General features: G+C 72.1%; 26 protein-coding genes. 13 read left to right on the top strand and 13 right to left on the bottom strand.

Features of this window, described 5'->3' with window-relative positions; all coding sequences use genetic code 11:
- The first annotated feature begins 76 nt into the window (after positions 1 to 76).
- Together AB0J88_RS37010 and AB0J88_RS37005 are read left to right on the top strand one after the other, a co-directional pair.
- Positions 77 to 1,216, top strand: a complete 1,140-nt coding sequence (locus AB0J88_RS37010; protein ID WP_364359658.1) for a histidine kinase — start codon at positions 77 to 79, stop codon at positions 1,214 to 1,216.
- Positions 1,207 to 1,884: a response regulator transcription factor gene (locus AB0J88_RS37005; protein WP_364359655.1), complete on the top strand. Its 678-nt coding sequence runs from the start codon at positions 1,207 to 1,209 to the stop codon at positions 1,882 to 1,884. Before AB0J88_RS37010 ends, AB0J88_RS37005 begins: the two co-directional genes overlap by 10 nt.
- On the opposite strand, the gene AB0J88_RS37000 is transcribed toward AB0J88_RS37005, so the two are convergent.
- Together AB0J88_RS37000 and AB0J88_RS36995 are read right to left on the bottom strand one after the other, a co-directional pair.
- Entirely contained in the window at positions 1,881 to 2,429 is a 549-nt protein-coding gene (locus AB0J88_RS37000; RefSeq protein WP_364359781.1) for a DUF3291 domain-containing protein, read from the bottom strand. The genes AB0J88_RS37005 and AB0J88_RS37000 overlap by 4 nt on opposite strands.
- Entirely contained in the window at positions 2,353 to 2,568 is a 216-nt protein-coding gene (locus tag AB0J88_RS36995) for a helix-turn-helix domain-containing protein (RefSeq protein ID WP_364359652.1), read from the bottom strand. Before AB0J88_RS36995 ends, AB0J88_RS37000 begins: the two co-directional genes overlap by 77 nt.
- Before the next feature lie 502 nt (positions 2,569 to 3,070).
- On the opposite strand from AB0J88_RS36995, the gene AB0J88_RS36990 reads away from it, so the two are divergent.
- Positions 3,071 to 3,610, top strand: a complete 540-nt coding sequence (locus AB0J88_RS36990) for a hypothetical protein (protein ID WP_364359649.1) — start codon at positions 3,071 to 3,073, stop codon at positions 3,608 to 3,610.
- A gap of 94 nt (positions 3,611 to 3,704) precedes the next feature.
- Positions 3,705 to 5,648, top strand: a complete 1,944-nt coding sequence (locus AB0J88_RS36985; RefSeq protein WP_364359646.1) for a GDSL-type esterase/lipase family protein — start codon at positions 3,705 to 3,707, stop codon at positions 5,646 to 5,648.
- On the opposite strand, the gene AB0J88_RS36980 is transcribed toward AB0J88_RS36985, so the two are convergent.
- Together AB0J88_RS36980 and AB0J88_RS36975 are read right to left on the bottom strand one after the other, a co-directional pair.
- Positions 5,626 to 6,213: a nucleotide disphospho-sugar-binding domain-containing protein gene (locus tag AB0J88_RS36980; RefSeq protein WP_364359643.1), complete on the bottom strand. Its 588-nt coding sequence runs from the start codon at positions 6,211 to 6,213 to the stop codon at positions 5,626 to 5,628. The genes AB0J88_RS36985 and AB0J88_RS36980 overlap by 23 nt on opposite strands.
- Positions 6,214 to 6,366: 153 nt before the next feature.
- Entirely contained in the window at positions 6,367 to 7,278 is a 912-nt protein-coding gene (locus AB0J88_RS36975; protein WP_364359640.1) for a serine hydrolase domain-containing protein, read from the bottom strand.
- An 85-nt stretch (positions 7,279 to 7,363) separates the two neighbouring features.
- Here AB0J88_RS36975 and AB0J88_RS36970 point away from each other — a divergent pair, with 85 nt between their 5' ends.
- Entirely contained in the window at positions 7,364 to 8,341 is a 978-nt protein-coding gene (locus tag AB0J88_RS36970) for a hypothetical protein (RefSeq protein ID WP_364359637.1), read from the top strand.
- A gap of 65 nt (positions 8,342 to 8,406) precedes the next feature.
- Here AB0J88_RS36970 and AB0J88_RS36965 read toward each other — a convergent pair whose 3' ends face one another.
- Entirely contained in the window at positions 8,407 to 9,390 is a 984-nt protein-coding gene (locus AB0J88_RS36965) for a polysaccharide deacetylase family protein (RefSeq protein ID WP_364359634.1), read from the bottom strand.
- 179 nt (positions 9,391 to 9,569) lie between these two features.
- On the opposite strand from AB0J88_RS36965, the gene AB0J88_RS36960 reads away from it, so the two are divergent.
- Positions 9,570 to 9,908: a VOC family protein gene (locus AB0J88_RS36960; RefSeq protein WP_364359631.1), complete on the top strand. Its 339-nt coding sequence runs from the start codon at positions 9,570 to 9,572 to the stop codon at positions 9,906 to 9,908.
- On the opposite strand, the gene AB0J88_RS36955 is transcribed toward AB0J88_RS36960, so the two are convergent.
- Positions 9,905 to 10,498 (bottom strand): ABATE domain-containing protein, encoded by a 594-nt coding sequence (locus tag AB0J88_RS36955; protein WP_364359628.1) that lies wholly within the window; start codon positions 10,496 to 10,498, stop codon positions 9,905 to 9,907. The two genes, AB0J88_RS36960 and AB0J88_RS36955, sit on opposite strands and share 4 nt — an antisense overlap.
- Positions 10,499 to 10,519: 21 nt before the next feature.
- Here AB0J88_RS36955 and AB0J88_RS36950 point away from each other — a divergent pair, with 21 nt between their 5' ends.
- Both AB0J88_RS36950 and rox read left to right on the top strand, forming a co-directional pair.
- On the top strand, positions 10,520 to 10,909 hold the full coding sequence (locus AB0J88_RS36950; RefSeq protein ID WP_364359625.1) for a RidA family protein: 390 nt from the start codon (positions 10,520 to 10,522) through the stop codon (positions 10,907 to 10,909).
- A 122-nt stretch (positions 10,910 to 11,031) separates the two neighbouring features.
- Positions 11,032 to 12,462: a rifampin monooxygenase gene (rox, locus tag AB0J88_RS36945; protein ID WP_364359622.1), complete on the top strand. Its 1,431-nt coding sequence runs from the start codon at positions 11,032 to 11,034 to the stop codon at positions 12,460 to 12,462.
- Here the strand turns inward: rox and AB0J88_RS36940 are convergent.
- Positions 12,425 to 13,132, bottom strand: coding sequence for an alpha/beta hydrolase (locus AB0J88_RS36940; RefSeq protein ID WP_364359619.1), 708 nt, complete (start codon positions 13,130 to 13,132; stop codon positions 12,425 to 12,427). The two genes, rox and AB0J88_RS36940, sit on opposite strands and share 38 nt — an antisense overlap.
- A gap of 109 nt (positions 13,133 to 13,241) precedes the next feature.
- Between AB0J88_RS36940 and AB0J88_RS36935 the strand changes: the two genes are divergently transcribed.
- Complete coding sequence (locus tag AB0J88_RS36935; RefSeq protein ID WP_364359616.1) at positions 13,242 to 15,995, top strand: AAA family ATPase; 2,754 nt, start codon at positions 13,242 to 13,244, stop codon at positions 15,993 to 15,995.
- Between the two features lie 132 nt (positions 15,996 to 16,127).
- Positions 16,128 to 16,880 (top strand): EAL domain-containing protein, encoded by a 753-nt coding sequence (locus AB0J88_RS36930; protein ID WP_364359613.1) that lies wholly within the window; start codon positions 16,128 to 16,130, stop codon positions 16,878 to 16,880.
- Between the two features lie 26 nt (positions 16,881 to 16,906).
- Here the strand turns inward: AB0J88_RS36930 and AB0J88_RS36925 are convergent, their stop codons facing one another.
- Positions 16,907 to 17,920, bottom strand: a complete 1,014-nt coding sequence (locus AB0J88_RS36925) for an alcohol dehydrogenase catalytic domain-containing protein (protein WP_364359610.1) — start codon at positions 17,918 to 17,920, stop codon at positions 16,907 to 16,909.
- 104 nt (positions 17,921 to 18,024) lie between these two features.
- Between AB0J88_RS36925 and AB0J88_RS36920 the strand changes: the two genes are divergently transcribed.
- On the top strand, positions 18,025 to 18,645 hold the full coding sequence (locus tag AB0J88_RS36920; RefSeq protein WP_364359607.1) for an L-threonylcarbamoyladenylate synthase: 621 nt from the start codon (positions 18,025 to 18,027) through the stop codon (positions 18,643 to 18,645).
- Positions 18,646 to 18,667: 22 nt separating this feature from the next.
- On the opposite strand, the gene AB0J88_RS36915 is transcribed toward AB0J88_RS36920, so the two are convergent.
- From AB0J88_RS36915 to AB0J88_RS36905, 3 genes are read right to left on the bottom strand one after another with little or no spacing between them, the layout of a single operon-like run.
- Entirely contained in the window at positions 18,668 to 19,576 is a 909-nt protein-coding gene (locus AB0J88_RS36915; protein WP_364359604.1) for an NADP-dependent oxidoreductase, read from the bottom strand.
- 28 nt (positions 19,577 to 19,604) lie between these two features.
- Positions 19,605 to 20,447, bottom strand: a complete 843-nt coding sequence (locus AB0J88_RS36910) for a DNA/RNA non-specific endonuclease (RefSeq protein ID WP_364359778.1) — start codon at positions 20,445 to 20,447, stop codon at positions 19,605 to 19,607.
- 5 nt (positions 20,448 to 20,452) lie between these two features.
- Positions 20,453 to 21,208, bottom strand: a complete 756-nt coding sequence (locus AB0J88_RS36905; RefSeq protein WP_364359602.1) for an LLM class flavin-dependent oxidoreductase — start codon at positions 21,206 to 21,208, stop codon at positions 20,453 to 20,455.
- Positions 21,209 to 21,269: 61 nt separating this feature from the next.
- Here AB0J88_RS36905 and AB0J88_RS36900 point away from each other — a divergent pair, with 61 nt between their 5' ends.
- Positions 21,270 to 22,037 (top strand): DUF427 domain-containing protein, encoded by a 768-nt coding sequence (locus AB0J88_RS36900; RefSeq protein WP_364359599.1) that lies wholly within the window; start codon positions 21,270 to 21,272, stop codon positions 22,035 to 22,037.
- Here AB0J88_RS36900 and AB0J88_RS36895 read toward each other — a convergent pair.
- A complete protein-coding gene (locus AB0J88_RS36895; protein ID WP_364359597.1) occupies positions 22,034 to 22,357 on the bottom strand; it encodes a hypothetical protein in 324 nt (107 codons plus the stop codon). The two genes, AB0J88_RS36900 and AB0J88_RS36895, sit on opposite strands and share 4 nt — an antisense overlap.
- 150 nt (positions 22,358 to 22,507) lie before the next feature.
- Between AB0J88_RS36895 and AB0J88_RS36890 the strand changes: the two genes are divergently transcribed.
- Complete coding sequence (locus AB0J88_RS36890) at positions 22,508 to 23,239, top strand: class I SAM-dependent methyltransferase (RefSeq protein WP_364359594.1); 732 nt, start codon at positions 22,508 to 22,510, stop codon at positions 23,237 to 23,239.
- Here AB0J88_RS36890 and AB0J88_RS36885 read toward each other — a convergent pair.
- On the bottom strand, positions 23,236 to 24,264 hold the full coding sequence (locus AB0J88_RS36885) for a LacI family DNA-binding transcriptional regulator (protein WP_364359592.1): 1,029 nt from the start codon (positions 24,262 to 24,264) through the stop codon (positions 23,236 to 23,238). The two genes, AB0J88_RS36890 and AB0J88_RS36885, sit on opposite strands and share 4 nt — an antisense overlap.
- Positions 24,265 to 24,335 lie beyond the last annotated feature (71 nt).

Below are 24,335 nucleotides of genomic sequence, written 5' to 3'. Positions count from 1 at the left end.
ATCGGACAGAGGAACCGGGCGGACCCACGACTTTGGTAGGGGGACGGCGCCGACTCCCGGCCCGTACGCTCGGCGCATGTCCGGTCTTCCCTTCGAGCTGCTCGTGCCGGGCGGCCCCGGGTCCGCGAGGCGGGACCGGCTCGCCGACGGGATCGCGATGGGCTGCGCGCTGGCGTACGGCGGCCTGATGGTCTCGATCGGGGACGCCACCCGGCCGGGTGCCGCCGTGCCGTGGCCGGTCGACGTCGCGATCGGTGTCGTCGCCGCCGTCGGCCTGCTGGCCCGCAGGGGTCGGCCGGTCGCCGTCGCCGCCGCGGTGATCCCGCTGACGACGGTGTCGGTGCTGGCCACCGGCGCCGCCATCGTCGCGCTGTTCACGATCGCCGTCCGCCGCCCGGCCAGGGTCGCCTTCCTGCTCGGGGCCGCGTACGTCGCCGTCGTGCCCGTGTACTTCGTCCTGCACGACCGACCGAGCTTCCCGCTCTGGGTGGACCTCGTCGCCCGTGCCGGCCCGGCCTCGGCGGCCATCGGATGGGGTCTGTTCGTCGGGTCGCTGCGGGAGCGCGCGGCGCGCGTCGAGGCCGACCAGCGGCTGCGGGTCGAGCAGGCCCGGCTGACCGAGCGCGCCCGCATCGCGCGGGAGATGCACGACGTGCTCGCGCACCGGTTGTCGCTGGTCAGCCTGCACGCCGGCGCCCTGGAGGTGCGCGCCGACGCCCGTCCGGACGAGATCGCGGTCGCGGCCGGGGCGATCCGGGCGGGCGTGCACGACGCCCTCCAGGAGCTGCGTACCGTCATCGGTGTCCTGCGCGAGGGCGCGGCGGGCCGGCCGGAGCCCCCGCAGCCCGGCTTCGCCGACCTGCCGGAGCTCGTCGACGGCGTGCGCGCGAGCGGCATGACCGTCGTCTACCGCTGCCAGGTGCCGGCGGCCGGGCCGTCGGTCGTCCTGGGCCGCACGGTCTACCGGGTGGTGCAGGAGGGCCTCACCAACGCCCGCAAGCACGCTCCCGGCGAGCCGGTGGAGGTGCTGCTCGACGGCGCGGCCGGGGCGGACCTGCGGATCCGGATCACGAATTCCGGCCCGGTGGTGCGGGGCGGCGGTGCGGGGATGGGTCTGATCGGCGTCGGCGAGCGGGTCGCGCTGGTCGGCGGCCGCGTCGAGCACGGCCCGTCCGCGTCCGGCTTCCGGCTCGAGGCGTGGCTGCCGTGGACGTGAGACCGCGTCGTCCCGGCCCCATCCGGCTCGCGATCGTCGACGACGACCCGCTCGTGCGGATCGGGCTGCGGATCCTGCTGGGTGGCTCACCGGACATCGAGCTGGTCGCCGAGGCCAAGGACGGCACCGAGGTCGACGTCATGGCCGACGCGCACTGGCCCGACGTCGTGCTGATGGACATCCGGATGCCCAAAGTGGACGGACTGGTCGCCACGCAACGGTTGCGGTCCCGGCCGTCGCCGCCGCACGTGATCGTGCTGACCACGTTCAACGCCGACGAGCACGTGCTCGACGCGCTGCGGGCCGGCGCCAGCGGCTTCCTGCTCAAGGACACCCCGCCCCTGGAGATCATCGCCGCGGTCCGCACGGTCGCCGCCGGCTCGGCGACGCTGTCACCGGCCGTGATCCGCCAGCTGATCGACCACGTCGCCGACCCGAGCGCCGGACCGCGCCGGGACGTCGCCCGGGCCAGGCTGGCGGCGCTCACCGACCGGGAGCGCGAGGTCGCGGTCGGGCTCGGCCGGGGCTGGTCCAACGCCGAGATCGGCGCCGAGCTGTCGATGAGCGTGCCGACCGTGAAGGGCCACGTCTCCCGGCTGCTGGCCAAGCTCGACCTGAACAACCGGGTGCAGGCGGCCCTGCTGGTGCACGACGCGGAGCTGCTCTAGAGGGCGCTCGCGTGCGGCTCGCGGAGGGTGAACGCCTCGGCCGACGGGCCGCCGCGGCGCAGCAGCTCCAGCCGATCGGCGGCCTCCTCGATGGTCGGCAGGGTGCCGGCCGGGATCCACCACAGCACGAGGTGGTGGTCGCCGAGCGGGACGAACCAGTCCCGGCGTCGCCGCATCGGCTCAAGGTGCGCGGTCCGGTAGAGGAAGGCGCGCAACGACTCGACCGACTCCCACACGGTCAGGTTCACGATGACGTCCGGGTCGAAGGGCCGCAGCGCGGTCGCGTCGCCGGACTCGTCCTGCAACCGCCAGACGTAGCCGGGAGTGCGCTCGGCCAGGCCGTTGACCTCGGGCAGCAGCGCGACGAAATCGGCGAGCTCGGGACTGTCGAGAGGGGACCGCAGCCGGGCGATGTTGAGCTCCGCGAGGTGGTGGAGGCCAAGAGCCGGTAGTCGCGCGGCGGCAACGTCACGGCGTGCTCGGCGGGCGAGCGGCGGTAGAGCTTGGCGGGCCGCCCCGCCCGGCCTCGGCGAGCTTGTCGAGATGGAAGGCGGCGAGCGTACGCCCGATCCCTACGCCCTCGGCGACCTCGTTGCGGCTCACGGGCTCGGCGCGCGACACGACGAACTCGTAGACCGCGCGGCGCGCGGGCTCCCGCAACGCTCCGATGGCCTCCAGCGACATGCGTCGACGCTACCCGCTGCGTGCCCGCTCACCCCGCGACGCCCGGACACCGAGCGCGGTTGCGGCCGCCGTGCCGAGAAGCAGCAGCCCGAGGTAGGGGTCGACCAGCTCGATGCGGCTGTCGGCGAGCCGGGTCGCGGGCGGCAGGTGCCCGGGACGAGCGCGGGGATGAGCTCGGCCGCCCCGACGGCCGCGATGACGTCGACGAGCAGGACGATGCCCAACGACGAGACGGTCGCGGTCAACAGCCCGGCGAGCAACGCGCGCCGATCGCCACCGACTTTAGCTGTGCGTCGCAGTGAGGTGGGTGTCAGGTTCTGAGCCGGTTGTGGTCGAGCCAATAGCGCTCGTCGGGCCGGCGGCGGGAGGAAGCTGGAAATTAGCCTGTGGCACCCATTCCGACCATCTCACGAGGGGCGAAGCCATGTTCGCGCGTTCTTCCACCATCAATGCCCAGCCGTCGTCGATCGATCGGGGCGCCGCGTTTCTCGACAGTGAGTTGATGACCGACCTGCTCGACATCGACGGCTGCGTCGGCCTGTCCCTGCTGGTCGACCGCGCCAGCGGCCGTTGTGTGGCCACCTCGTCCTGGGAGACTCAGGCGGCCATGCGGGCCAGTGAGAAGCAGGTGCCGCCGCTGCGTCAGCGGATGATGGACGCCTTCGGCGCCACCGACATCACCAACGACGAGTGGGAAGTCGCGGTCATGCATCGCCTCCACCGCGCACCCGCCGGTGCGCACGCGCGGGTCAGCTATCTGCGCGGCACGCCGCGTTCGGACCAGCCGACGCAGATCTTCACGTCGAACCTGCCGATCTTCGAGGACTTCTCGGGATTCTGCAGCGCCAGCCTGCTGCTGAACCTCGAATCCGGCCGCATGGTCTCGAACGTGATCTTCGACAGCCCGGAGGCGCTGGCCGCCGCCGGTGAGCGATCGACGGAGCTGCGCTCCAAGGCGGCCAGGACGATGGACGCCGAGATCGTCGAGGTCGCCGAGTTCGAGCTCGCGCTGGCCCACCTACGGGTGCCCGAGCTCGTCTAGGCGGTCACCCGACCGGCGGACCTGGCACCGCGACGCGGTATCAGGCACCCCCGCTCCCGTCTCCTGCTGTGTGAGTGACAGAGGAGCGGGAGAGATGAGCGACGTGGACGGCGCCGCCGTGCGGCGCCTGCTGGTCTTCGCGGCCGCGCTGGCGGCCCTGCTGACCCTGGCGGGCTCGGGGTCGTCCTCGCTGACCATCCAGGTGCTGTTCACGATCTTCGTCATCGCCGCGACGATCTGGGTGCGGGGCCAGTACCTCGACAGCCTCGACGACAGGCAGTGGCTGGTCCCGTGGAAGATCGGGCTCGCGCTGGCGGTGGTCGGCGCCGCGATGATCCTGTCGTACGTGCTCTGGCCCGTGCGCGGCGTGGCGCTGGCCGGTGCCGTCGTCGTGTACTTCGTGGCCGGGTCCGCGATCACCTGGCTGCGCCAGGGCATGCGCTCCGAGCGCAGGCGCCGCACCCTGGGCCTGACCTTCACCGGCGCCGGTGCCGTGCTGGCGATCGCCGGCCTGGCCCTGCTCGGGAGATCCAGCGGCCTCGCGGTCTACGCGGAGCTCGCCTTCCTCGGCCTGGCCTTCTTCGCGCTGCTGCCTGTGGGCGTGGCGCTGCTGTCCGAGGTGGCCATCCGCCGGCTGTGCGCGTCCGGTGGCCGGCTTCGACTGTGGACGGGTCTCGGCGGAGGCGCGCTCCTGCTGGTCTCGGCCGGCGTGCTGTTCGCGTACACGCGCTCGCCCTGGCTCCTCGGGGTGATCGTCGTCGCCGCGCTGTCGACGGTCGCGCTCGTGTCGACCACGCAGGCCGACGTCGCGTTCGTCCTCGGCGTCATCGCGCTGCTGGGTGTGACGCCCACGCCGGAGGAACTGCCGACCGCGCTCGAACCGGACCGGGCGGCGTCCTCGCTGCTCGTGGCCATCGGCGACTCGTACATGTCGGGGGAGGGCGCGTCGAGGTACTACGAGGGCACCGACGTCGGCGGCGACAACCAGTGCCGGCGCTCGCCCTCGGCCTGGGCGGCGATGGCCGGTCAGCAGCCGCCGTTCGGGAGGCTGGAGTTCCTCGCGTGCTCGGGGGCGCGCACGTGGAACGTCCAGTCCGTCACGCGGCCGGTGCGACCCGAGGCTCCATTGCCCGCGGCGCCTACCGGCGAGGGTGCGACGCAGCTTGACCTCCACACGCGGGACTACGGCGACGCCTCGTCCGCGCCGGCGATGGTCGTGGTGAGCCTCGGCGGCAACGACGCCGGCTTCTCGACGATCGGGCTGATGTGTCTGGCACCGGGGAACTGCGGCGACCAGGCCCACCTCTGGACCGACTCGCTGCCTCAGGTCAAGCTCGCCCTGCGGGACACGTACCAGCACATCAGTGACGTCTTCCCGCGTACGCCGGTCGTGGTCGTCCCGTACCCGGACCCGATCCATCTCACCGGCACCTGCGACGACGTCGCGCTGAGCATCGGCGAGCGCCGCTTCCTGCACGAGTACGTGACGGGCGGCCTGAACCGGGTCCTCGCGGAGACGGCGGCGGAGTTCGGCTTCTACTATCTCGCGGAGATGGAGTCGGCCCTGGAGACCGCGCACCTCCAACTGTGCGACGAGCTCAACGGTGGGCGGCCGGGCCTCCACTTCATCGGCGTGCGGTCGGTCGCCGGGGTCGCCGAGCAGCGCTTCAACCCGAAGAACTGGTCGCACAGCAGCCTGCACCCGAACGAGCGCGGGCATGCGGCCATGCTCCGCACGTTCCAGACCTGGCTGCTCGACCTCGACACCATGCCGATCCGCACGACCGCGGTGACGCGGTACGACAGCCGGCGCGCCGCCCCCGCGGCCGGGCTGGCGGCACCGCAGTGCGACCTGCTCGACACCACGACGGCCGGTTGCCGCACGCAGGGCATGCGCTGGGCGAAGAGCCAGGTGCGCACGACGCTGTGGACGTACGGCTGGCTCAGCCTGTTCCCGCTCGCGGGGACCTGGGCGGCCGCGGTCGCCTTCTTCGCCTGGCAGCGCCGCCGGCTCGTCACACAGCGGGATCGGCGATGAGCGCCGTCAGGCCGGCCAGCCCCGGCGCGGCGAGGATCTCCGCGCCGATGCGCTCCGCCGCCTTGCGATAGTCCGGTCGGGTCAGGACCTGGCGGACGGCGGTGCCGACCGCGTCCGAGGTCGGGGTGTCCGTCCTGAGGTTGATGCCGACACCCGACCAGGCGACGCGGGCGGTGACCTCGATCTTGTCCTCGGTGGTGCCGGCCACGACCAGCGGGACGCCGTGCCGGAGGGCGAGGTGCACCCCGCCGTAGCCGCCGTTGGTCACCATCACGTCGGTCAGCGGCAGCAGGAGGTCGTACGGCAGGTAGGAGGCGACCCGCACGTTGCCGGGCAGCGGTCCCTCGAGCGTCTCCGCGGGCCGGCCGCCGGTGCTCACCACCACCAGCACGTCGTCGCCGGCCAGCGCGTCGATCGTCGGCCGGATCAGCGCCGAGTGGTCCCGGTCGGCGATGGTGCCCTGGGTGACGTGGACGACCGGCCGGCCGGCGGACAGCTCGCCCCACCACGGCGGCAGCGGCTGGTCGCCGGCGCCGCCGCGGCTGACCGGCCCGACGAAGTGCACGAGGCCGTCCCTTCTCCACCGCGACGTTGAGCAGTCCGGCCAGGACCGACAGGGGCGCAGTGTGGTCACGGTCGCGTGTCACCCCCACACCGGAACTGACACAGCAGGAGCGTTCCGCGGGGGGTGCTGTCCGATACAGGACAGCCTGACCGATCAGGTGAGCACCCGGTCGAGCACGTCCTCCCACCGCACGGCGTCGTCATTGGACAGTGCGACGAGGACGACCCCGTCCGGGAACCAGCCCACCAGCGACTTGTAGCCCGGGTTGTCACCCGTGTGCAGCACCGCCGGCTTTCCGTCGAAGGTGCCGACGTAGTGGCCGTAGCCATAGCCGACGATCTCCAGTCGGCCGTCGGGGCTGCGGTCGGGCTCCGGGAAGGCGACGTGGGGCGTCCGCATCAGGGCCAGCGAGGCCGGCGAGACCAGGGCGCCGTCGTGCAGCGCGTGCGCGTACGCCATCAGGTCCGTGGCCGTCGAGAACAGGTCGCCGGACCCGATCATGGACCGCAGGTCCCACGGCTCGACGGGCGTGCCCTCGTGGTGGCCCGGCGCCACGCCGGGCGGGGCGATGCCGCTGCCGGTCGTCGCGAGCCCGAGCGGCTTGATGATCTTCTCGGTCAGCACTTCGGTGTACGGGCGCCCGGCCGCCCGCTCGGCGACGACGCCCGCGAGCAGAAAGGCTGGGCTGGAGTAGCGGAACTCCGTGCCCGGCTCGGACAGCAGCGGCGCCCGGACCACGAGAGCCAGCCGCTCGTCGCGGGTCGCCGGAGCCTCGGGGTCCATGCCGGGCACGTCCTGCCAATGACCGATGCCGGACGTGTTGCTCAGGATGTGGTGGAGAGTCAGGGGCGGTTGCGCTTCGGGGACCCACCGGGTCAGGGGCTCGTGCAGGTCGAGCACCCCGTCCTCGACCAGCATCAGCGCGAGCGTGGCGGCGAAGTTCTTGCTCACCGAAGCGATCTGGAACGGCGTCGCCGGCGTCCACTCACCACTCGTGGTGGTCACGACCACGTCGCCGTCCCGCGCGACCGCGACGACACCCGAAAAGTTCTCGATCTCCAGCATCCGCCGATGCTAACCGGCTTTCGGAGGTCAGCTGCCGACGCGTACGGGCGGACAGCAGGCTGCGTCGATCTCTAGGATCGCCCGCATGTTCTTTCGTAAGGCGCCTCGCCCGGACACCGACTACGGGCAGGCCGACCTGGAGTTGCGTTCCGTGCGTGATCGGGCGTTGGCGGGTGACTGGGCGGCTGCCCGGGACCTGATCGGGGCCACCGGCCGGGACTGGGAGCTGCGCGGCCGCCGGCTCGCGGTGCTGGGTGTCGCCGCCGGGCACTCCCCGCAGTGGTTGGACGCGTGGGAGGCCGCCGCCCCGGGCGATCCGAGCGTCGCCGTCCTGCGGGCCGACGCCCTGATGGACCAGGCCGGCCGGGCACGGGGGTACGCGTCCGCGCGCAACACGAGCGACGAGCAGTTCCGGGAGTTCGACCGCCTGTCCACCCTCGCGGCCCGGGCGAGTGAGCGCGCGGTGGAGCTCAACCCGGACGACCCGTACCCCTGGGTGACCCGCATGGCCGCGATGCTCGCCGACGGGCACCGGCAGCACGCCGAGTTCCACGAGGCGGTGGCCGAGGCGGTGAAGCGCGACCCGTACAACTTCGAGGCCCATCTCATGGCGGTGACCTTTCTCTGCCAGAAGTGGTACGGGTCGCACGAGCTGATGTTCGAGGCCGCCCGCGGGCCGGCCGCCTCCGCGCCCGCCGGGTCGTCGGTGGCGATGCTGCCGCTGCTCGCCCACTTCGAGTACGCGCTGCGCGAGTACGGCTTCGACACGCGCAAGGAGTCGCTCGGCGCGAAGGCGAACTACTTCCGCCGGCCCGAGGTGATCGGCGAGATCGAGGCGTGCGCGGCCAGGTGGCGTGGGGCGGGGGAGCCGCGGCTCATCGGTCGCGGCATCACGTTGCGACACTGGCTGGCGCTGGCCAACTTCCTGGCGGGGCACGACCGGGCGGGCACCAGGGCGCTGATGGCCCAGATCGGCCCGTATCTCGGAAACACCGCCACGTACGGCTATTTCTGGATGGACCAGTCCGAGGGCTTCCGCGCGGTCGCGAAATGGGCCGGCTAGAGCCCTTGCCGCCGAACGCCGGCGACAGGTCGGCCGGGTGACCGGCCGACCTGCCTGGCGTCGCGTCAGCCGGCGGTGCAGGAGCGGACCTGCGCGCGGCCGCCGCTGTTGCCGTTGAACATCGTCGTGAAGCCGAAGGTGTTGCCGCTGCCGTTGGAGCGCATCGTCAGCACCGTGCCGCTGCTGTCGACGCTGGCCGTGCCGTTCCACGTCGTCGTGATTCGCTGCGGTGACGAGACGGCGACCACCACCGTCCACGAGCTGGAGCCGCTGACCGTGACCGACGTGTTGTAGCGGTCACCCCAGACGTTCGGGTACGACAGCGACGTGGAGCAGGAGCCGCCACCGCCGGGCGGCGGGGTGCTGCCGCCACCGTCGGGTGCGACCGCGCGACCGGTCGACGGCGAGATCATGCCGGGGCACAGGTTGCGGCTCGTCAGGTTGGCCATGATCTGGGGGATCGCGTCGCGGGTGTTCTGGATGCCGTCGTGCATCAGGATGACCTGTCCGGCCTGCAGGCGGCTGGCGTTGGAGACGATCTGGGAGACGCTGGCGCCGTTCCAGTCCTGCGAGTCCACGTCCCAGATCACCTGGCGCATGCCGAGCGACGAGGCGACCGACTGGAGGGTGCCGTTGGTCTCGCCGTACGGGGGTCGGAACAGCTGCGGTCGTACGCCGGTGGCCGACTGGATCGCCGAGCTCGCCTGCGACAGGTCCGACTGCATCTGCGACTGGCTCATCGAGGTCATGTGGGCGTGGTTCCAGCTGTGGTTGCCGACCCACATGCCGGCGGCGACCTGGGCCTGGGCCGCGGACCGGTTGTTCTGCGCGTTCTGTCCAGTGTTGAACATCGTGGCCCGCGCGCCGTTGTTGCGCAGCACGTTGAGCAGCGTCCCGGTGCTCCCGGTAGGCCCGTCGTCGAAGGTCAGCCCGACGTAGCCGTTGCATGTCGCGGCGCCGGCCGGTGTCGCGGTGACGGTGATGGCAACACCTCCGAAAGCTACCGCGGCGGCGACCACAGCCAGCCGAGCGATCCGGATACCGAACATACCGAGGTCCTCCTCCGATCCCTGCCGCTCGGCCCGCGGTCGTGGTGAAGCCGACCAACCATCGACCTCAAAGGATGGAGTATCACCAGGGTGATCGGAGAGGGTCAACGATTTCCGGAATGTTTCGGAAACACCCGACGGCTCGTGCCGGGTCTCGGTCGGCTGGCTAGCATGGCCGGATGGATCTGTTCGCGGGCATCTCGGTGCGGGATCTCACGGCCGCGTTGGACTGGTATGAGCGGCTCCTCGGTGCTCCGCCGTCGTTCAGGCCCAACGATGTCGAGGCCGTCTGGGAGTTGGCCGAGCACCGCTATGTCTACATCGAACAGCGACCCGACCATGCCGGTCACGGGCTGCAGACCGTGTTCGTCGGTGACCTCGCGGAGCGGGTCGCAGCGATCGCCGAGCGCGGGATCGTCCCCGCCGTCGACGAGACCTATGACAACGGCGTACGCAAGGTGACCTACCGGGACCCCGAAGGCAACGAGTTCGGCTTCGGCGGCGGCCCCGCAGACTAGGCCCGTCGGGCGCGCAGGGCGCGCAGCTTGTGGCGGTTGCCGCACCGCTCCATCGCGCACCAACGTCGCGCGCCGGGCCGCGACGAGTCGACGAACACCAGCGGGCAGTTGTCGCTCGCGCACTCGCGGATGCGCTCCGCGAGGGGGCCGGACAGCAGGTCGATCATCTCCCGCGCCAGGCTCGACATCGCCTGCGTCACGCGCACCGGCGCCGCCCAGGTCGCGCTGACCCCGTCGGTCGCGAGCGCGGGCTGCAGGGGCGCCTCGGCCGCTGCCCGGTTGATGGTCGCGACCGCGTCCTCGGGCAGCGGGCGCCCGTCCGCCCGCGCGTGCGCCGCCACCCAGATCGCCTGGCGCAGCGTCTTGGCCGCGGTCAGGTCGCGTGCCGACACCGGGGCCGTGACCACCACCGACAGCGGCGGCACCGCCAGCCAGGCGGCCAGGTCGGCCGGCTCGTGCAGCGACTCGAACACCGCGTACGGCCCCTCGCCGCCCGTGTGGGCGAAGTCCAGGCAGACGGCGCCCGCGTCGAACCAGAACGATCCTCCCTTGGGGTCGTTCAGTCGCCGTCCGGTTGCGCTCACTGTCATGACACCACTATAACTGGTGTCATGACAGTGAGACACGTCAACCCCGAGGGAATGCATCGGAGCCCGGCGTTCAGCCAGGCCGTCGTGGTCGAGCAGCCGACGAAGACGATCTACATCGGCGGGCAGAACGGTGTCGACGCCGACGGCAAGATCGTGGGTCCCACGATGGGGGAGCAGTCGCTGCAAGCCTTCCGCAACCTCGCGACGATCCTGGAGAGCGAGGGCATGACCCTCGCGAACATCGTGCACTGGCGCATCGCCACAGTGGAGGGTCACTCGTTCGACGAGGGCGTCGCCGCCTTCCAACAGGTCTGGAACCGGGAGGATCCGCCGCCGGCGATCACCGTGCACGTCGTCGCCGGGTTGGCCCCCGGAGTGCTCGTGGAGATCGACGCCGTCGCCGTCGTCTGAACAAGCAAAAGGCAGGGATCGCTCCCTGCCACTTCCAACGTATACCGCACTGGGGGCCTTGCGGCAAGACCCCGGTTATGGCGCAGAATCGGGCGATTCGTAACCGGGGGGGAGTGGCTTCGTTGATCGACGCGATCGTTGCCGGCGGTGGGCCGACGGGTCTCATGCTGGCCGCCGAGCTGCGGCTGCACGGCCGAAGTGTGACGGTGCTGGAAAAGGACGCCGAGCCCACCAAGGTCGTCCGCTCGATGGGCCTGCACGTACGCAGCATCGAGCTGATGGACCAGCGCGGCCTGCTCGAACAGTTCCTCGCCCACGGTCGGCAGCACCCGCTCGGCGGCTTCGCCGGCATCCAGAAGCCGGTGCCCCGGCTGGACACCGCACACGGCTACATCCTCGCCATCCCGCAGCCCGTCACCGACCGGCTGCTGGCCGAGCACGCCACGAAGCAGGGGGCGGACCTCCGCCGCGGCGAAGAGCTGGTCGGACTCGGCCAGGACGAGCAGGGCGTCACCGCGGAGCTGGCCGACGGCACGCGGTTGCGGGCACGTTACCTGGTCGGCTGCGACGGGGGCCGCAGCACTGTGCGTAAGCTGCTCGGCGTCGGCTTCCCCGGCGAGCCGAGCCGGGTCGACACGCTGCTGGGCGAGATGAAGCTGACCGCGTTGCCCGAGACGCTGACGGCCGTGGTGACCGAGGTCCGCCGGACCCAGCTCCGGTTCGGCGCCATCCCGCTCGGGGACGGGGTCTACCGCCTGGGCGTGCCGGCGGCCGGGGTGGCCGTGGGACCGCCCACGTTCGACGAGTTCCGGCAGCAGCTCCGGGCGGTGGCCGGCACCGACCTCGGCGTGCACTCGCCGCGCTGGCTGTCCCGCTTCGGCGACGCGACCCGGCTGGCCGAGCGTTACCGAAGCGGCCGGGTCTTCCTGGCCGGCGACGCCGCCCACATCCACCCGCCCACCGGCGGCCAGGGTCTCAACCTCGGCCTCCAGGACGCGTTCAACCTGGGCTGGAAACTGGCCGCCGCGCTCGAGGGCTGGGCACCGGATGGCCTGCTCGACACCTACCACGCCGAGCGCCATCCGGTGGCCGCCGCCGTGCTCGACAACACCAGGGCGCAGATGGAGCTGATGTCGCTCGACCCTGGTCCGCAGGCGGTGCGCCGGCTGCTGTCGGAGCTGATGGAGTTCGACGAGGTGAGCCGATACCTGGTCGAGAAGGTCACCGCCATCGGCATCCGGTACGACCTGGGCGGCGAGCACGACCTCGTCGGCCGCCGGATGCGCGACCTGACCCTCGGGCGCGGCCGCCTCTACGAGCTGACGCGCGGCGGCCGAGGGCTGCTGCTCGACCAGACCGGCAAGCTGTCGGCGGCCGGTTGGGCCGACCGGGTCGACCACGTCGTCGACGTCAGCGAGGAGCTGGACGTGCCGGCCGCGCTGCTGCGGCCGGACGGATACGTGGCGTGGGTGGGCGCCGACCAGCGGGACCTCGAGAAGAGCCTGGAACGGTGGTTCAACGGCCGCCCTCGACCTGGCGCACCGCTTCCATGATGATGTCGACGACCGTGGCCGGGGCGGTGAGCATCGGCAGATGGTCGACGGGCGCGGTGTGCACGTGCGCACCCATCCGCTCGGCCATGAAGCGCTGCGTCTCCGGTGGGATCATCCGGTCCTCGTCGGCCACCAGGAACCAGCTCTGCTTGTCCTTCCAGGACGGACGAGCGACCTGGACGCGGATGGCACCGGCCGCGATCGGTCGTTGCGTCGCGGCCAGCAGCGCCTGCTCCTCCTCGGTGGCGTGCTGCGCGAACGCCGACGCGAAAGCCTCCTGCGGCAGCCAGATCAGCCCGTGGCGGTCGGGACCGAGCTTCGGCGCCTGCGGATGCGGGTCGGCCCGGTAGAACACGTCCGCCACGGTCTCGCCCTCGTCCGGCGCCAGCGCCGCCACATACACCAGGGCGGCGACGTCTCCCTCGGTCGCCGACGAGATGACCGCACCGGCGTACGCGTGCCCCACCAGCACCACCGGGCCGTCCACCACCTCGAGCGCACGGTCGAGGGCGGCCACGTCGTCCGCCAGGGACGTCAGTGGCAGCGGCGCGGCGACCGCCCGCACGCCCTCGGCCCGCAGCCCGGCGATCACCTTGTTCCAACTCGACCCATCGGCCCAGGCACCGTGCGTCAGCACCACCCGCACGTGCGTCCCGGAAAACTCGGACATGCCGTCTCACCTCCGTACGACCAATGGAAAAAGCCTGCGGCGCAACAGGTACGGCCGCATCCGCCACTGGCCAGTCAGACACCCCAGGCAGGGGCTAGCGTGGACGTTGATGTATCCCGGACATGGGCTCTACGGACGGCGGGCCGAGTGCGAACTGCTCGACCAGGTCGTCGCTGACGTGTCGGCCGGCGACCACGTGGTGCTGGTGTTGCGTGGCGAGGCCGGCGAGGGCAAGACCGCCCTGCTGGACTATCTGGCGGGCCGGGCGGCCGACGCGCGGATCATCCGGATTATCGGCGTGGAGTCCGAGATGGAGCTGCCGTACGCCGGCCTGCACCAGTTCTGTGTTTCGATGCTCGACCGGCTGGACAGCCTTCCGGCACCACAACGGGACGCGCTGCGGGTCGCGTTCGGGCTTGTCGACGGCGAGCCGCCGGACCGGTTCCTGGTCGGGCTGGCGGTGCTGACTCTGCTCTCGAACGCGGCGGGCGGCCAGCCGCTGGTGTGCATCGTCGACGACGTCCAGTGGCTGGACCAGGCGTCGACGCAGGCGCTGAGCTTCGTGGCCCGACGGCTGCAGGCCGACCCGATCGCCCTGGTCTTCGCCCTGTTGGAGCCCGAGGGCGACATCGAGCTGGCCGGCCTGCCGGAGTTGCTGGTGCGGGGCCTCGACGACCGCGACGCGCGCGCCCTGCTGGCGTCCGCCGTGCCGACGCTGCGCGACGAGCCGGTGCGCGATCGCATCCTCGCCGAGGCCCGGGGCAACCCGCTGGCGCTGCTGGAACTGCCGACCGAACTGACCTCGACCGAGCTGGAGCTGCCGACGACGCGACCCCTGGAGAGCCGGTCCGGTCGGGTCGAGCAGACGTATGTGCGGCGGGTGCGTGCCCTGCCGCCGGAGACACAGCAGTTCCTGTTGCTGGCCGCGGTCGAACCGGTCGGTGACCCGACGGTGCTGTGGCGGGCCGCGGCCGGGCTCGACCTCGGCGAGGATGCTGACGCTCCGGCGGAAGCCGCCGGGTTGATCACGATGGGCTCCCGGGTCCGCTTCGCCCACCCGCTCGTCCGTTCGGCCGTGCACCGATCCGCCCGCCGGGAGGAACTGCGTCAGGTGCACCGCGCGCTGGCGGACGTCACCGATCGGGAGACCGATCCCGACCGGCGTGCCTGGCATCTCGCCGCCGCTGCCTCGGCACCGGACGAGTCGTTGGCGACCGAGCTGGAGCGGTCCGCCAATCGGGCCCGGGCCCGGGGCGGCGCCGCTGCGGCCGCGGCGTTCCTCCAGCGCGCCACCGAGCTCACGCCCGACCGTTCCCGGCGCGGCCGGCGGGCCGTTGCCGCCGCGCAGGCGGCCCTCGCGGCCGGCGCCCCAGACGTCGCGGACGACCTGATCGCCACCGCCGAGATGGCTCACCTGGACGGCCTGGAGCTGGCCCGGGTGGAACGCGTCCGTGCGGATCTGGTGTTCGCCCGCAGCCGAGGCACGGACGCGCCGGAACTGCTGCTCCATGCCGCGAACCGGCTGGCTCCGCTCGACGTGCCGATGGCGCGGGAGACGTACCTCGAAGCGTTGGTGGCGGCGGTCTTCGCGGGCGCCGGTCGTCTGGAACCCGAGCACGGCATGCGGACGGTGGCCGAGGCGGCCCGTTCGGTGCCGGCCGAGCCCGGCTCGAAGGATCCGGTGGACCTCCTTCTGGACGGCCTGTCGCTGCAGTTCACCCGGGGATACGCGGCGGGCGCGCCGACGTTGTGGGACGCGGTGGAAGCCATCCGCGGGCACCCCGGCAGCACGCTGGTCTGCCTGACGTGCTCGTTGGTCACGATGGAGCTGTGGGAGGGCGCCGCGTGGCGTGAGCTGTTGGGCCGGCATGTGCGGGGCTCGCGGGAGAGCGGGCTGTTGAGCCTGCTGCCGATGGCGCTGGACTACCTCGCCAGCTTCCACATCCAGGCCGGCGACTTCGTCACCGCCACGGCGCTGACCGAGGAGGCGGCCGCGCTCAATGCCGCCATCCGGGTGGTGCCACCTCCGTACTCCCCGACGATGCTGGCCGCGTGGCGGGGCGACCAGCCCGAGACCGCGAGGCTCACCGAGATCGGCATCCAGGACGCGTTCCCGCGGGGTGAGGGCAGCGCACTGGTGTTGACGGAGTATGCCGCGGCGGTCCTGGACAACGGGCTCGGGCGGTGGGCGACCGCGTTGGCCGCTGCGCAGCGGGTGACCACCGGAGACGAGTTCGTGGCCAAATCATGGGCGCTGCCCGAGCTCGTCGAGTCGGCCGCGCGGCTGGAGGAGTGGGATGTCGGCGCCGCCGCGCTACGGCAGCTCACGGAGCGGACCCAGGCCAGCGGCACGTCGTGGGCGCTGGGCACGGAGGCACGGGCGCGGGCGCTGTTGAGCCACGGTCCGGACGCGGACCGGCTGTATCGGGCGGCCATCGAGCGGCTCGCCGACTGTCGCATGAACGCGCACCTGGCCCGGGCACACCTGGTCTACGGAGAGTGGCTGCGCCGCGAGAACCGGCGCGGGGAGGCTCGAGACCAACTTCGGCGAGCTCACGACATGTTGTCCCACATGGGGGCGGGCGCCTTCGCCGAACGGGCCCGCAACGAGTTGCTGGCCACCGGGGAGACGGTCCGCAAGCGCACCCCGGACACCGCCCTGGACCTGACGCCGCAGGAGTCGCTGATCGCCGCCATGGCCCGTGACGGGAAGACCAACCAGGAGATCGGCGCCGAGCTCTTCATCAGCCCGCGGACGGTCGAGTGGCATTTGCGGAAGGTCTTCGCCAAGCTCGCGATCGGCTCGCGCCGGGAGCTACGTGACACCCCGCTCGAAGCGGCCGTGACCGCCGCATCCATCTAGTCCCAGTGCCCTTGAACCGGACATCCGGGCGGGCCCGGTCCGGTCCCCGTGCCCCCGGGAGCCCGACCGGGACTGCTGCGACCCGGGTCGGTCACGGGCCTGACGCACGTGGCGCGCCGCGACCGTGGGTGCATGACCACGCCGATACTTCCGACCAGTGACCGCAGCGTCGTCCAGGCCGTAGCCAACGAGGAGCTGCGGCTGCGCTACCAGCCCATCGTGCGGATCGCGGACCGGGCCGTCGTGGCCCTGGAGGCGCTGGTGCGCTGGGAGCACCCGGAGCACGGGCTGATCACCCCCGACCGTTTCCTGCAGCGGGCCCACCACGACGGACACATGCCGCTGCTCGACAGGTGGGTGCTCTACCGCGCGTGCCGCGACCTGATGTCCCTCGGCGACGCCGCCCCCGAGCACGTCAACGTCAACCTCTCCGCACCCACGCTGGCGACCGACTTCGCCGAGCTCGTCTGCACCGCGCTGGGCCGCACGGGTCTGTCCCCCAGCAGGCTGCGGCTCGAGCTGTCCGAGGGTGCCGACCTCGACACCCTCACCGACGCCGGCCCGCGCCTGCGGACGCTCATCGACCGCGGCGTCGGGATCGCCCTGGACGACATGGGAGCCGGGGCGACCGACCTGCGCTACCTGTCCCGCCTGGCGCTGCACGGCATCAAGATCGACAAGCAGTTCGTGGCCGGCATGCTCGACAACCCCCGCGACCACGCGATCGTCAGCATGCTGACGGAGCTGGCCCGCGGCCTGCGGCTGCACGTCACCGCCGAGGGGGTCGAAACGGCGGAGCAGTTGGCCGCACTCGCCCGCATCGGGGTCTCCTACGCGCAGGGCTACCACCTGGCCCGCCCGCTGACGCTGGCCGAGCTCCTCTGATGACAGCGACGATCGGTGCGGTGCGGTCAGTCGAACGTGATGATCGAGCGGCGGCCGGAGCTTCCGTGGGCCATCGCTTCGAGCGCGGCGTTGGCGTCGCGCAGGCCGATGGTCACGAAGTCGGGCAGGATGCCGTGCGCGGCCGAGAACGCGAGGGTGTCGCGGGCGTCGTGCGGCGAGCCGGACGGGTTGCCCATGGCGTGCAGCCGGGTGAGGACCAGCGCCTCGGTGGGCAGGCTCAGCGGCTCGGGGCCGTATCCACAGAGCACGAGCGTGCCGTCCGGCACCAGGCCGGTGAACGCGGCGGCGGCCGCGGAGGTGGACGGTGCGGCGTTGAGGATGACGGTGGCACCACCGTCCCAGGACCTCAGCGCTTCGGCCGGGTCCGTGTCGGCGGTGGCGACGAAGCGCTCGGCACCGAGCTCCAGCGCCGCCGTCGCGCCCCGGCTCGACCGGCCGACGGCCGCCACCCGGGCTCCCATGGCGACGGCATAGCGGATCGCCAGCGTGCCGAGGGTGCCACTGGCGCCGATGACCGCGACGCGCGAGGTGGGGTTGATGCCCGCCTGCCGAAGCCCGTTGAACGCTGTCAGGCCCGCGCACATCAAGGGTGCCGCGGCCACGGGGTCGAGTCCGTCCGGCAGCGGCGACACGAAGTCGGCCTTCAGGACGGCGTACTCGGCGTACCCTCCGTCGAAGTCGATGCCTGTGAAGCGCTTCCGGGGGCAGAGGATCTGGTCGCCGCGGACGCAGTAGTCGCAGTGCCGGTCGGAGTCACCGAGGATCTGGGCGCCGACGGACGCCCCGACCTGCGGCCACGACACGCCCGGGCCGGTGCCGGCCACCACACCGGTGATCTCGTGGCCGGGCACGAGCGGGAAGCGGGCGTTGGGCCAGTGCCCGCGCAGCACGTCGAGGTCGGTGTAGCAGACCCCGCACGCCGTGATCGTGATCAGGACCTCGCCCGGGCCGGGCTCGGGCACCTCCCGCTCGACGACAGCGAGCGGCACGTTGGCCCGATCGGCGACGGCGACAAGCATGAGCGACCCCCTCGTCCCATCATGCTGGGAACTCGGTGACCAGGCGGGCCAGTTCGCCAGCCCGTCGCTGTCGGGGTTTCGTCGGAAGGGCTAGGCTCCCGGCCGTGGCGAGGTACTTCGACGTGCATCCGGACAACCCCGCGCCGCGGACGATCGGCCAGGTGGTCGACCTGATCGACGGCGGCGGGCTCGTGGCCTATCCCACCGACTCGCTGTACGCGTTCGGCTGCCGGCTCGGCAACGTCGACGGCGTCGACCGGATCCGTCGCATCCGCCACCTGGACAACAGCCACCACTTCACGCTGGTCTGCCGCGACTTCAGCCAGCTGGGCCAGTTCGTGCAGATCAACAACGCGCGCTTCCGGGCCGTGCGGGCCGCGACGCCGGGCAGTTACACGTTCATCCTGCCGGCGACCAAGGAGGTCCCGCGGCGGTTGCAGCACCCGCGGAAACGCACGGTCGGTGTCCGCATCCCGGACCACGTCGTCACCCAGGCGCTGCTGGCCGCCCTGGGCGAGCCGCTGGTCTCGAGCTCGCTGCTCCTGCCCGGAGACGAGGAGCCGATGACGCAGGGCTGGGAGATCAAGGAACGCCTCGACCACGCGGTGGACGCGGTGGTCGACTCGGGCGACTGCGGCACGATCCCGACGACGGTGATCGACTGGAGCGACGACGAGCCGATCATCCTCCGCGTCGGCGCAGGTGACCCGTCCCGGTTCGAGTAGGACGGGTCACCGACCCGGCCGGCTAGGCCGTCAGCACGACCTTTCCGCGCAGGCCGCCGGCCTCCGCCAGGCGGTGGGCTTCGGCCGCTTCGGTCAGCGGCAACGTGGTCGCGACCCGCGTCCGCAGTGTGCCGCCGGCCATCTGGGCCACCAGCTCGGCCAGCACGTCCCGGTCCAGGTGGATGAGCTGGAGGTGTTGGCGCACCTTGCGGTCCGTCGGTGGCGTCGGTCGCGTGGTCACGACGATGCCCTCGTCCGCGACGGCCGCGAGCGCCGCGTCGCCGAGCGGGACCGCGTCCAGCACGGCCCCCACCGGGCCGACCGTGGCCAGGTCCGTCGTGCGCGCGATCACCTCGGCCGCGCCGAGGCCGGCCACCCACTCCTCGTCGTCGTGGGTGGCGCCGGCGAGCACGCGGTGGCCCCGCCCGGCGGCGAGCTGCACGGCGAACCCGCCGACGCCGCCGCTGGCGCCGGTCACCAGCACCGTCGACGCGTCCTCCAGCGACAGCGCGGCCAGCGCCTGGTGTGCGGTGAGCGCGTTGAGCGGCGCCGTGGCCGCGGACACGAGGTCGAGCCCGTCCGGGACCCGGACCAGCCATCCCGTGTCGGCCGCCACCAGCTCCGCGTAGCCGCCCGGCGTTCCGCGGGTCAGGTACCAGGGGATCATGCCGACGACGCGGTCACCGGCCTGGAACTCGGTGACCTCCGCACCCACCGAGTCCACCTCGCCGGCGATGTCCCAGCCGGGCAGGAAGGGCGGCGGGACCGGGCCGCCGGGGATCATGCCGATCCGGGCCGCGATGTCGGCCGGCTGCACGCACACGGCCCGCACCCGCACGAGGACCTGCCCGGCGTGCGGAACCGGATCGGGCAGGTCGGCCACCTTCAGCACCTCAGGTCCGCCGGGTGCCGTGACGATCACTCCATACATCGGTCCAGTATGGAGATACCTCGAGCGCTTACGAAAGACGTACGTCGCCGAGCTTTCGCAACTCGACCGGTCCCTGCTGCTCCGCGTCCCGGGCCGGCGGCCGCATCGGGTCGAAGGTGCGCAGCGGCCCGAAGTCGATGCCGGTGCGGGCCTCCGCGTCGCTGACCTGGATCTGATACGTGCGGTACGGCCCCAACGGGGACTGCTCGGCCTCGCGCTCGAGCGCGTCGAGCAGGTCCGTCTGCTCGATCAGGTACGCCGTGGCGTGAACCGCCTCCGTGGTCGCGACGGCGACCACCTTCCAGTACGCGCGCGGGATGCGTACCTCCCGGTAGATCGGGTCGTGGGGGTGGAAGATCGGTCCGGTGTAGACATTCGCACGCAGCCTATGGTCGGCGACGGCGGCGAGGATGTAGTCCTCGAGCCCCTGCCAGGTGGCGTTGTTCTGGTTGAAGTCGCGGTGCTGCGGCGCGCAGTTGGTGTAGTGGTAGGTGTCGGCGACCGCGGCGGTCGCCTCCGCGCGCGTCTCGCCCCAGAGCATGTCCGCTCGGCGGTTGAGATGACCGCGGTCGAGGTCGTTGCCGGAGTAGAGCGCGTTGCCGACCTGCGCGGTGGCCGGCAGGCGGGGATCGAGACTCCAACGGTCGCTGGACGGCACCTGCGTGAACCGGCGGCTCCCGTCGACGTTGGCGGCGGCGAAGAGGGCGAGGCGGCGCGCCGGGTGCATGACCACCGAGAAGTGGTGGTAGCGCAGGGCCGGACCGGCCGAGGCCTCCGGCAGCGGCAGGGCCAGGCCGAGGAACTTGTCGTCGAACCCGGGCCGGGACGCGTAGTCGGGGTCGACCCGAAGCGCGGTGCCGGGCCTGGTCATCCTCTTCACGACGGTGGTCCTTCCGCGATGCGGGCCGCCGAGTCGTCGCGCCACCAGCCGAGCGCCTCCACCCACCAGGTGAGGCCGGCGATCGCGTAGGGCGAGATGTGCTCGCGCGCCGTGGCGGCCTCGGTCGCACCCTCGGCGGCGACGTCGAAGCCGTCGCCGGCCAGCCCGCGCACGAACGACGTGGCGGCGGCGACCTCGTCGACGGGGGAGTTGCGGGTGTGGTGGCCCTCGAACGTCGCCAGCACACCGTCGAACCGGGCGGCCCGCCGCAGGCCGACCCGTCGTGGCCAGCGGCCGCCGCACCAGATCGGTATGCCCTCGACACCCCACTCCGCCCAGAGCCGCCGCAGCGTGTCGAGGCCTTCGTCCAAAGCCTTTCCCCGCGTACGCGGATCGGGGTCGAGCCCGAAGTCGGTGTACTCCCGGTCGTACGCGCCGATCGTGGCCAGCACGGTCAGCCGGCCGCCGGAGAGCGTGTGGATGGCCGCGGTGTCCTGGGCGACCTCCTGGACCTGGCGGCGGGGGAGCACCACGGTGAGGATGATCCGGATGTGCGAGGTGCGGGCCGCGATGGCCGCCGCCGCGACGGTCGAGCTCGCCACCGGCCAGCCGGGCTCGTCGGAGAGCAGATGGTCCCAGAGCTGCACGCCGTGCCACCCGTGGCGTTCGGCGCTGACCGCGAGGTCGGTGAGCGTCCGGACGTCGCCGAACTCGCCGACCGTCGGCAGCCCGACGGCGTACTTCAGGTCCATGGACCGACCTTACTGGCGGAAAACGGCACGCTGGTCACGGCGAGGTTCCTACGATGGTCCGATGGCCGACTATCCGCGGATGGCCGCCGAGACCGACCGGATCGAGCCGGCACCCCGCCGGTTGCGGGGTTACCTCGGCGGCGAGCAGATCTTCGACACGATCGCGGCCCTGTACGTCTGGGAGGCGCCGTACTACCCGCAGTACTACGTCCCCATGGCCGACGTCACGTCACGCTTCCTCGTGGACGAACAGCACGAGCAGCACCTGAAACGGGGCACCGCGCGGCGCTTCGGGCTCGCGGCCGGCGGGCAGGAGCGGCCGGGAACCGTGCGGGTCTTCGGCGCGGACGCATTGACTGGCCTGGCCGACCATGTGCGTTTCGACTGGGCCGCGTTGGACGCGTGGTACGAGGAGGACGAGCGGATCTTCGTGCACCCGCGCAACCCGTACGTCCGGGTCGACGCCCTGCGCTCGCAGCGGCACGTGCGCGTCTCGCTGGACGACGTCCTGCTCGCCGAGACCAGCGCGCCGGTGCTGGTGTTCGAGACCGGCCTGCCGACGCGCTACTACATCGACCGGGCGGACGTCCGGTTCGCGCACCTGGTCCACACGGACACGGAGACGGCCTGCGCCTACAAGGGCACGACGAGCGACTACTGGTCGATGGTGGGCGGCGGCGAGGCCCGGACGGACATCGCCTGGTCCTACACGTTCCCGACCCGGGCGCTGTCGCCGATCGCGGACCTGGTCGCGTTCTACAACGAGAAGGTCGACATCCACCTGGACGGCACGCTCCTGGAGCGCCCGCACACCCATTTCGTGCGCTAGCTCGTCAGCAGCGCGCCGATCTGGTTCGCGATCGGCTCCGCCGAGTTCACCTCCGTCGTCGTGCGGCCGCGGGTGGTGGCCACGGCGATCGCGATGTCCCTGCCCGGCAGGTACGTCTGCACCGCCGAGTATCCGGCCAGCGACGGCTTCTGCAGGATCCAGCCGTTCTGGACGATCACGCCGAGCCCGAAGTGATGCTGTTCTGTCTGCGGCACGCACAGGGTCGCCGGGCACCGCTTCGTCGGCCCGCCGAGGCCGACCGTGCCGGGGTTGAGGAACTCCCGGAACGACCTGGCCGAGATCAGCCGGCCGGTGCCCACCGCCCTTGCCGAGACCGACAGGTCGCAGACGTTCGAGGTCAGGATCGCGCCGTCCGCCGTGCTCCACGACGGGTTCCAGTAGGTGGCGTCCTCGAAGAAGGCGGCTGATGGCGTTGACCCCGCGCCGCGCCGCGTAGTTGGCTTCCGGGCATGGCGCGCATCGGATACGACGACGTGGACGCCGCGGCGTTCGAGGCGACCCGGCACCTGACCGACGACGGGCGCGCGGCCTGGCGGGCCGCGATCACGCGGCACCTCGCGCCGCGGCCGGGCATGCGGCTGCTCGACCTCGGCGCCGGCACGGGAAGCTGGGCACGGGCCTTCGACGAGTGGTTCCCCGGCATCGACGTCGTGGCGGTCGAGCCGTCGGAGGCGATGCGTGCGCGCTCCGTGTTCGCGCCCAGCCTCGCCGGCGACGCCGCACACATCCCGCTCGGCGGGGACGGCGTCGACGGCGTGTGGATGTCCACCGTCATCCACCACGTGCCGGACCTGACCGCGGCCGCGCACGAGCTGCGTCGCGTGCTGCGCCCCGGCGCACCGCTGCTGATCCGCTCGGCGTTCGCGGGCCGGCACGACGGGATCAGCCTGTTCCGCTGGTTCCCCGAAGCCGTCCGGGTGCTGGACACCTATCCCAGCATCGCGCAGGTCGAGGACGCGTTCGCCGGCGCCGGGTTCGAGACCGCCGCCCTCGAACCGGTGCCCCAGACCACCGCCCCGTCCCTGCGCGAGGCGGCGGCAACCCTGCGCCGCGACGCACACACCCCTCTCAAGCTGATCACCGACGACGAGTACGCCACAGGCCTGCGTCGCCTCCGCGAGGCGGCTCAGGTCGTCACCGGTCCGGTGGTCGACGTGCTGGACCTGCTGGTGCTGCGCTAGGCGCGCACCGGGCGTAGGCCGCCGAGGGTGCTCTCGCGCGTGACCAGGCGGAACGGGGGCTGCACGTCGTACGGTGGCTGGACCGGTCTGCCCTCGATGCGGGCGACCAGGGACTGCACCGCGAGCCGGCCGATGTGCTCCTTGTCCGGGGAGATCGTGGTCAGCGTCGGGTTGCTGAACCGCCCCTCCTCGATGTCGTCGATGCCGATCACCGCGACGTCCTCCGGGATCCGCAGCCCTGCCTCGGCCACGGCGCGCATCGCGCCGATCGCGACCAGGTCGTTGTAGGCGAAGACCGCGTCCGGCGGATGGGTGCGCGCCAGCAGGTCGCGCATCGCCATCAGCCCGTCGGCCCGCCCGAACGCCGTCGTCGGCGCGGCCAGCGCGGGGTCCCAGGGCAGGCCCGCGCCTGCCAGCGCCTCGCGGTAGCCACGCAGCCGCAGATGCGCGGACTGGCGGTGGTCGCCGGCCTGCGCGCCGATGAAGGCGATCCGGTAGCGGTCCAGCGAGACCAGGTGCTGCACCGCGACGTGACTCGCGGCGATGTTGTCGATCGCGATGTGGTCGTGTGGCACGTCGTAGACGCCCTCGCCGATCAGCACCATCGGGGTCGCCGGCGGGTGGGCCAGCACCTGCTCGCGGGAGACCGCCACCGGACTGAAGATCAGGCCGTCGACGATCTGCCGGCGAGACTTGTCGATCATCAGGAGCTCGCGCTCGTACGAGCCGCCGGTGTCCTCCATGACCAGCGTGTAGCCCTGGCCGGTGGCCTCCCGGATGGCCGCTCCGGCCAGCTCGGCGAAGTACGGGTTGTCCAGCTCGGGGATGGCCAGCGCGATGATGCCCGTGCGGCCGAGCCGCAGGTGCCGCGCGCTCAGGTTGGGCGCGTAGCCGAGCTCGTCGATCGCCGCCTGGACCCGGATGCGGGTCTCCTCGCCGACGGGCCGATAGCCGTTGACCACATTGGACACGGTCGACAACGAGACGCCGGCCCGGGCGGCGATGTCCTTCAGGCTGACGACCACGTGCGCACCCCCGGGACATCGACGGCAGCCTATTGACTGAGAGGTCGATCGAATTCTATAACGTTATACGG

The organism is Asanoa sp. NPDC049475, assembly GCF_040676915.1.
Lineage (GTDB): Bacteria > Actinomycetota > Actinomycetes > Mycobacteriales > Micromonosporaceae > Asanoa.
Note: the sequence above shows the minus strand (reverse complement) of the source record. Positions and strands in the feature narration are given on the sequence as shown.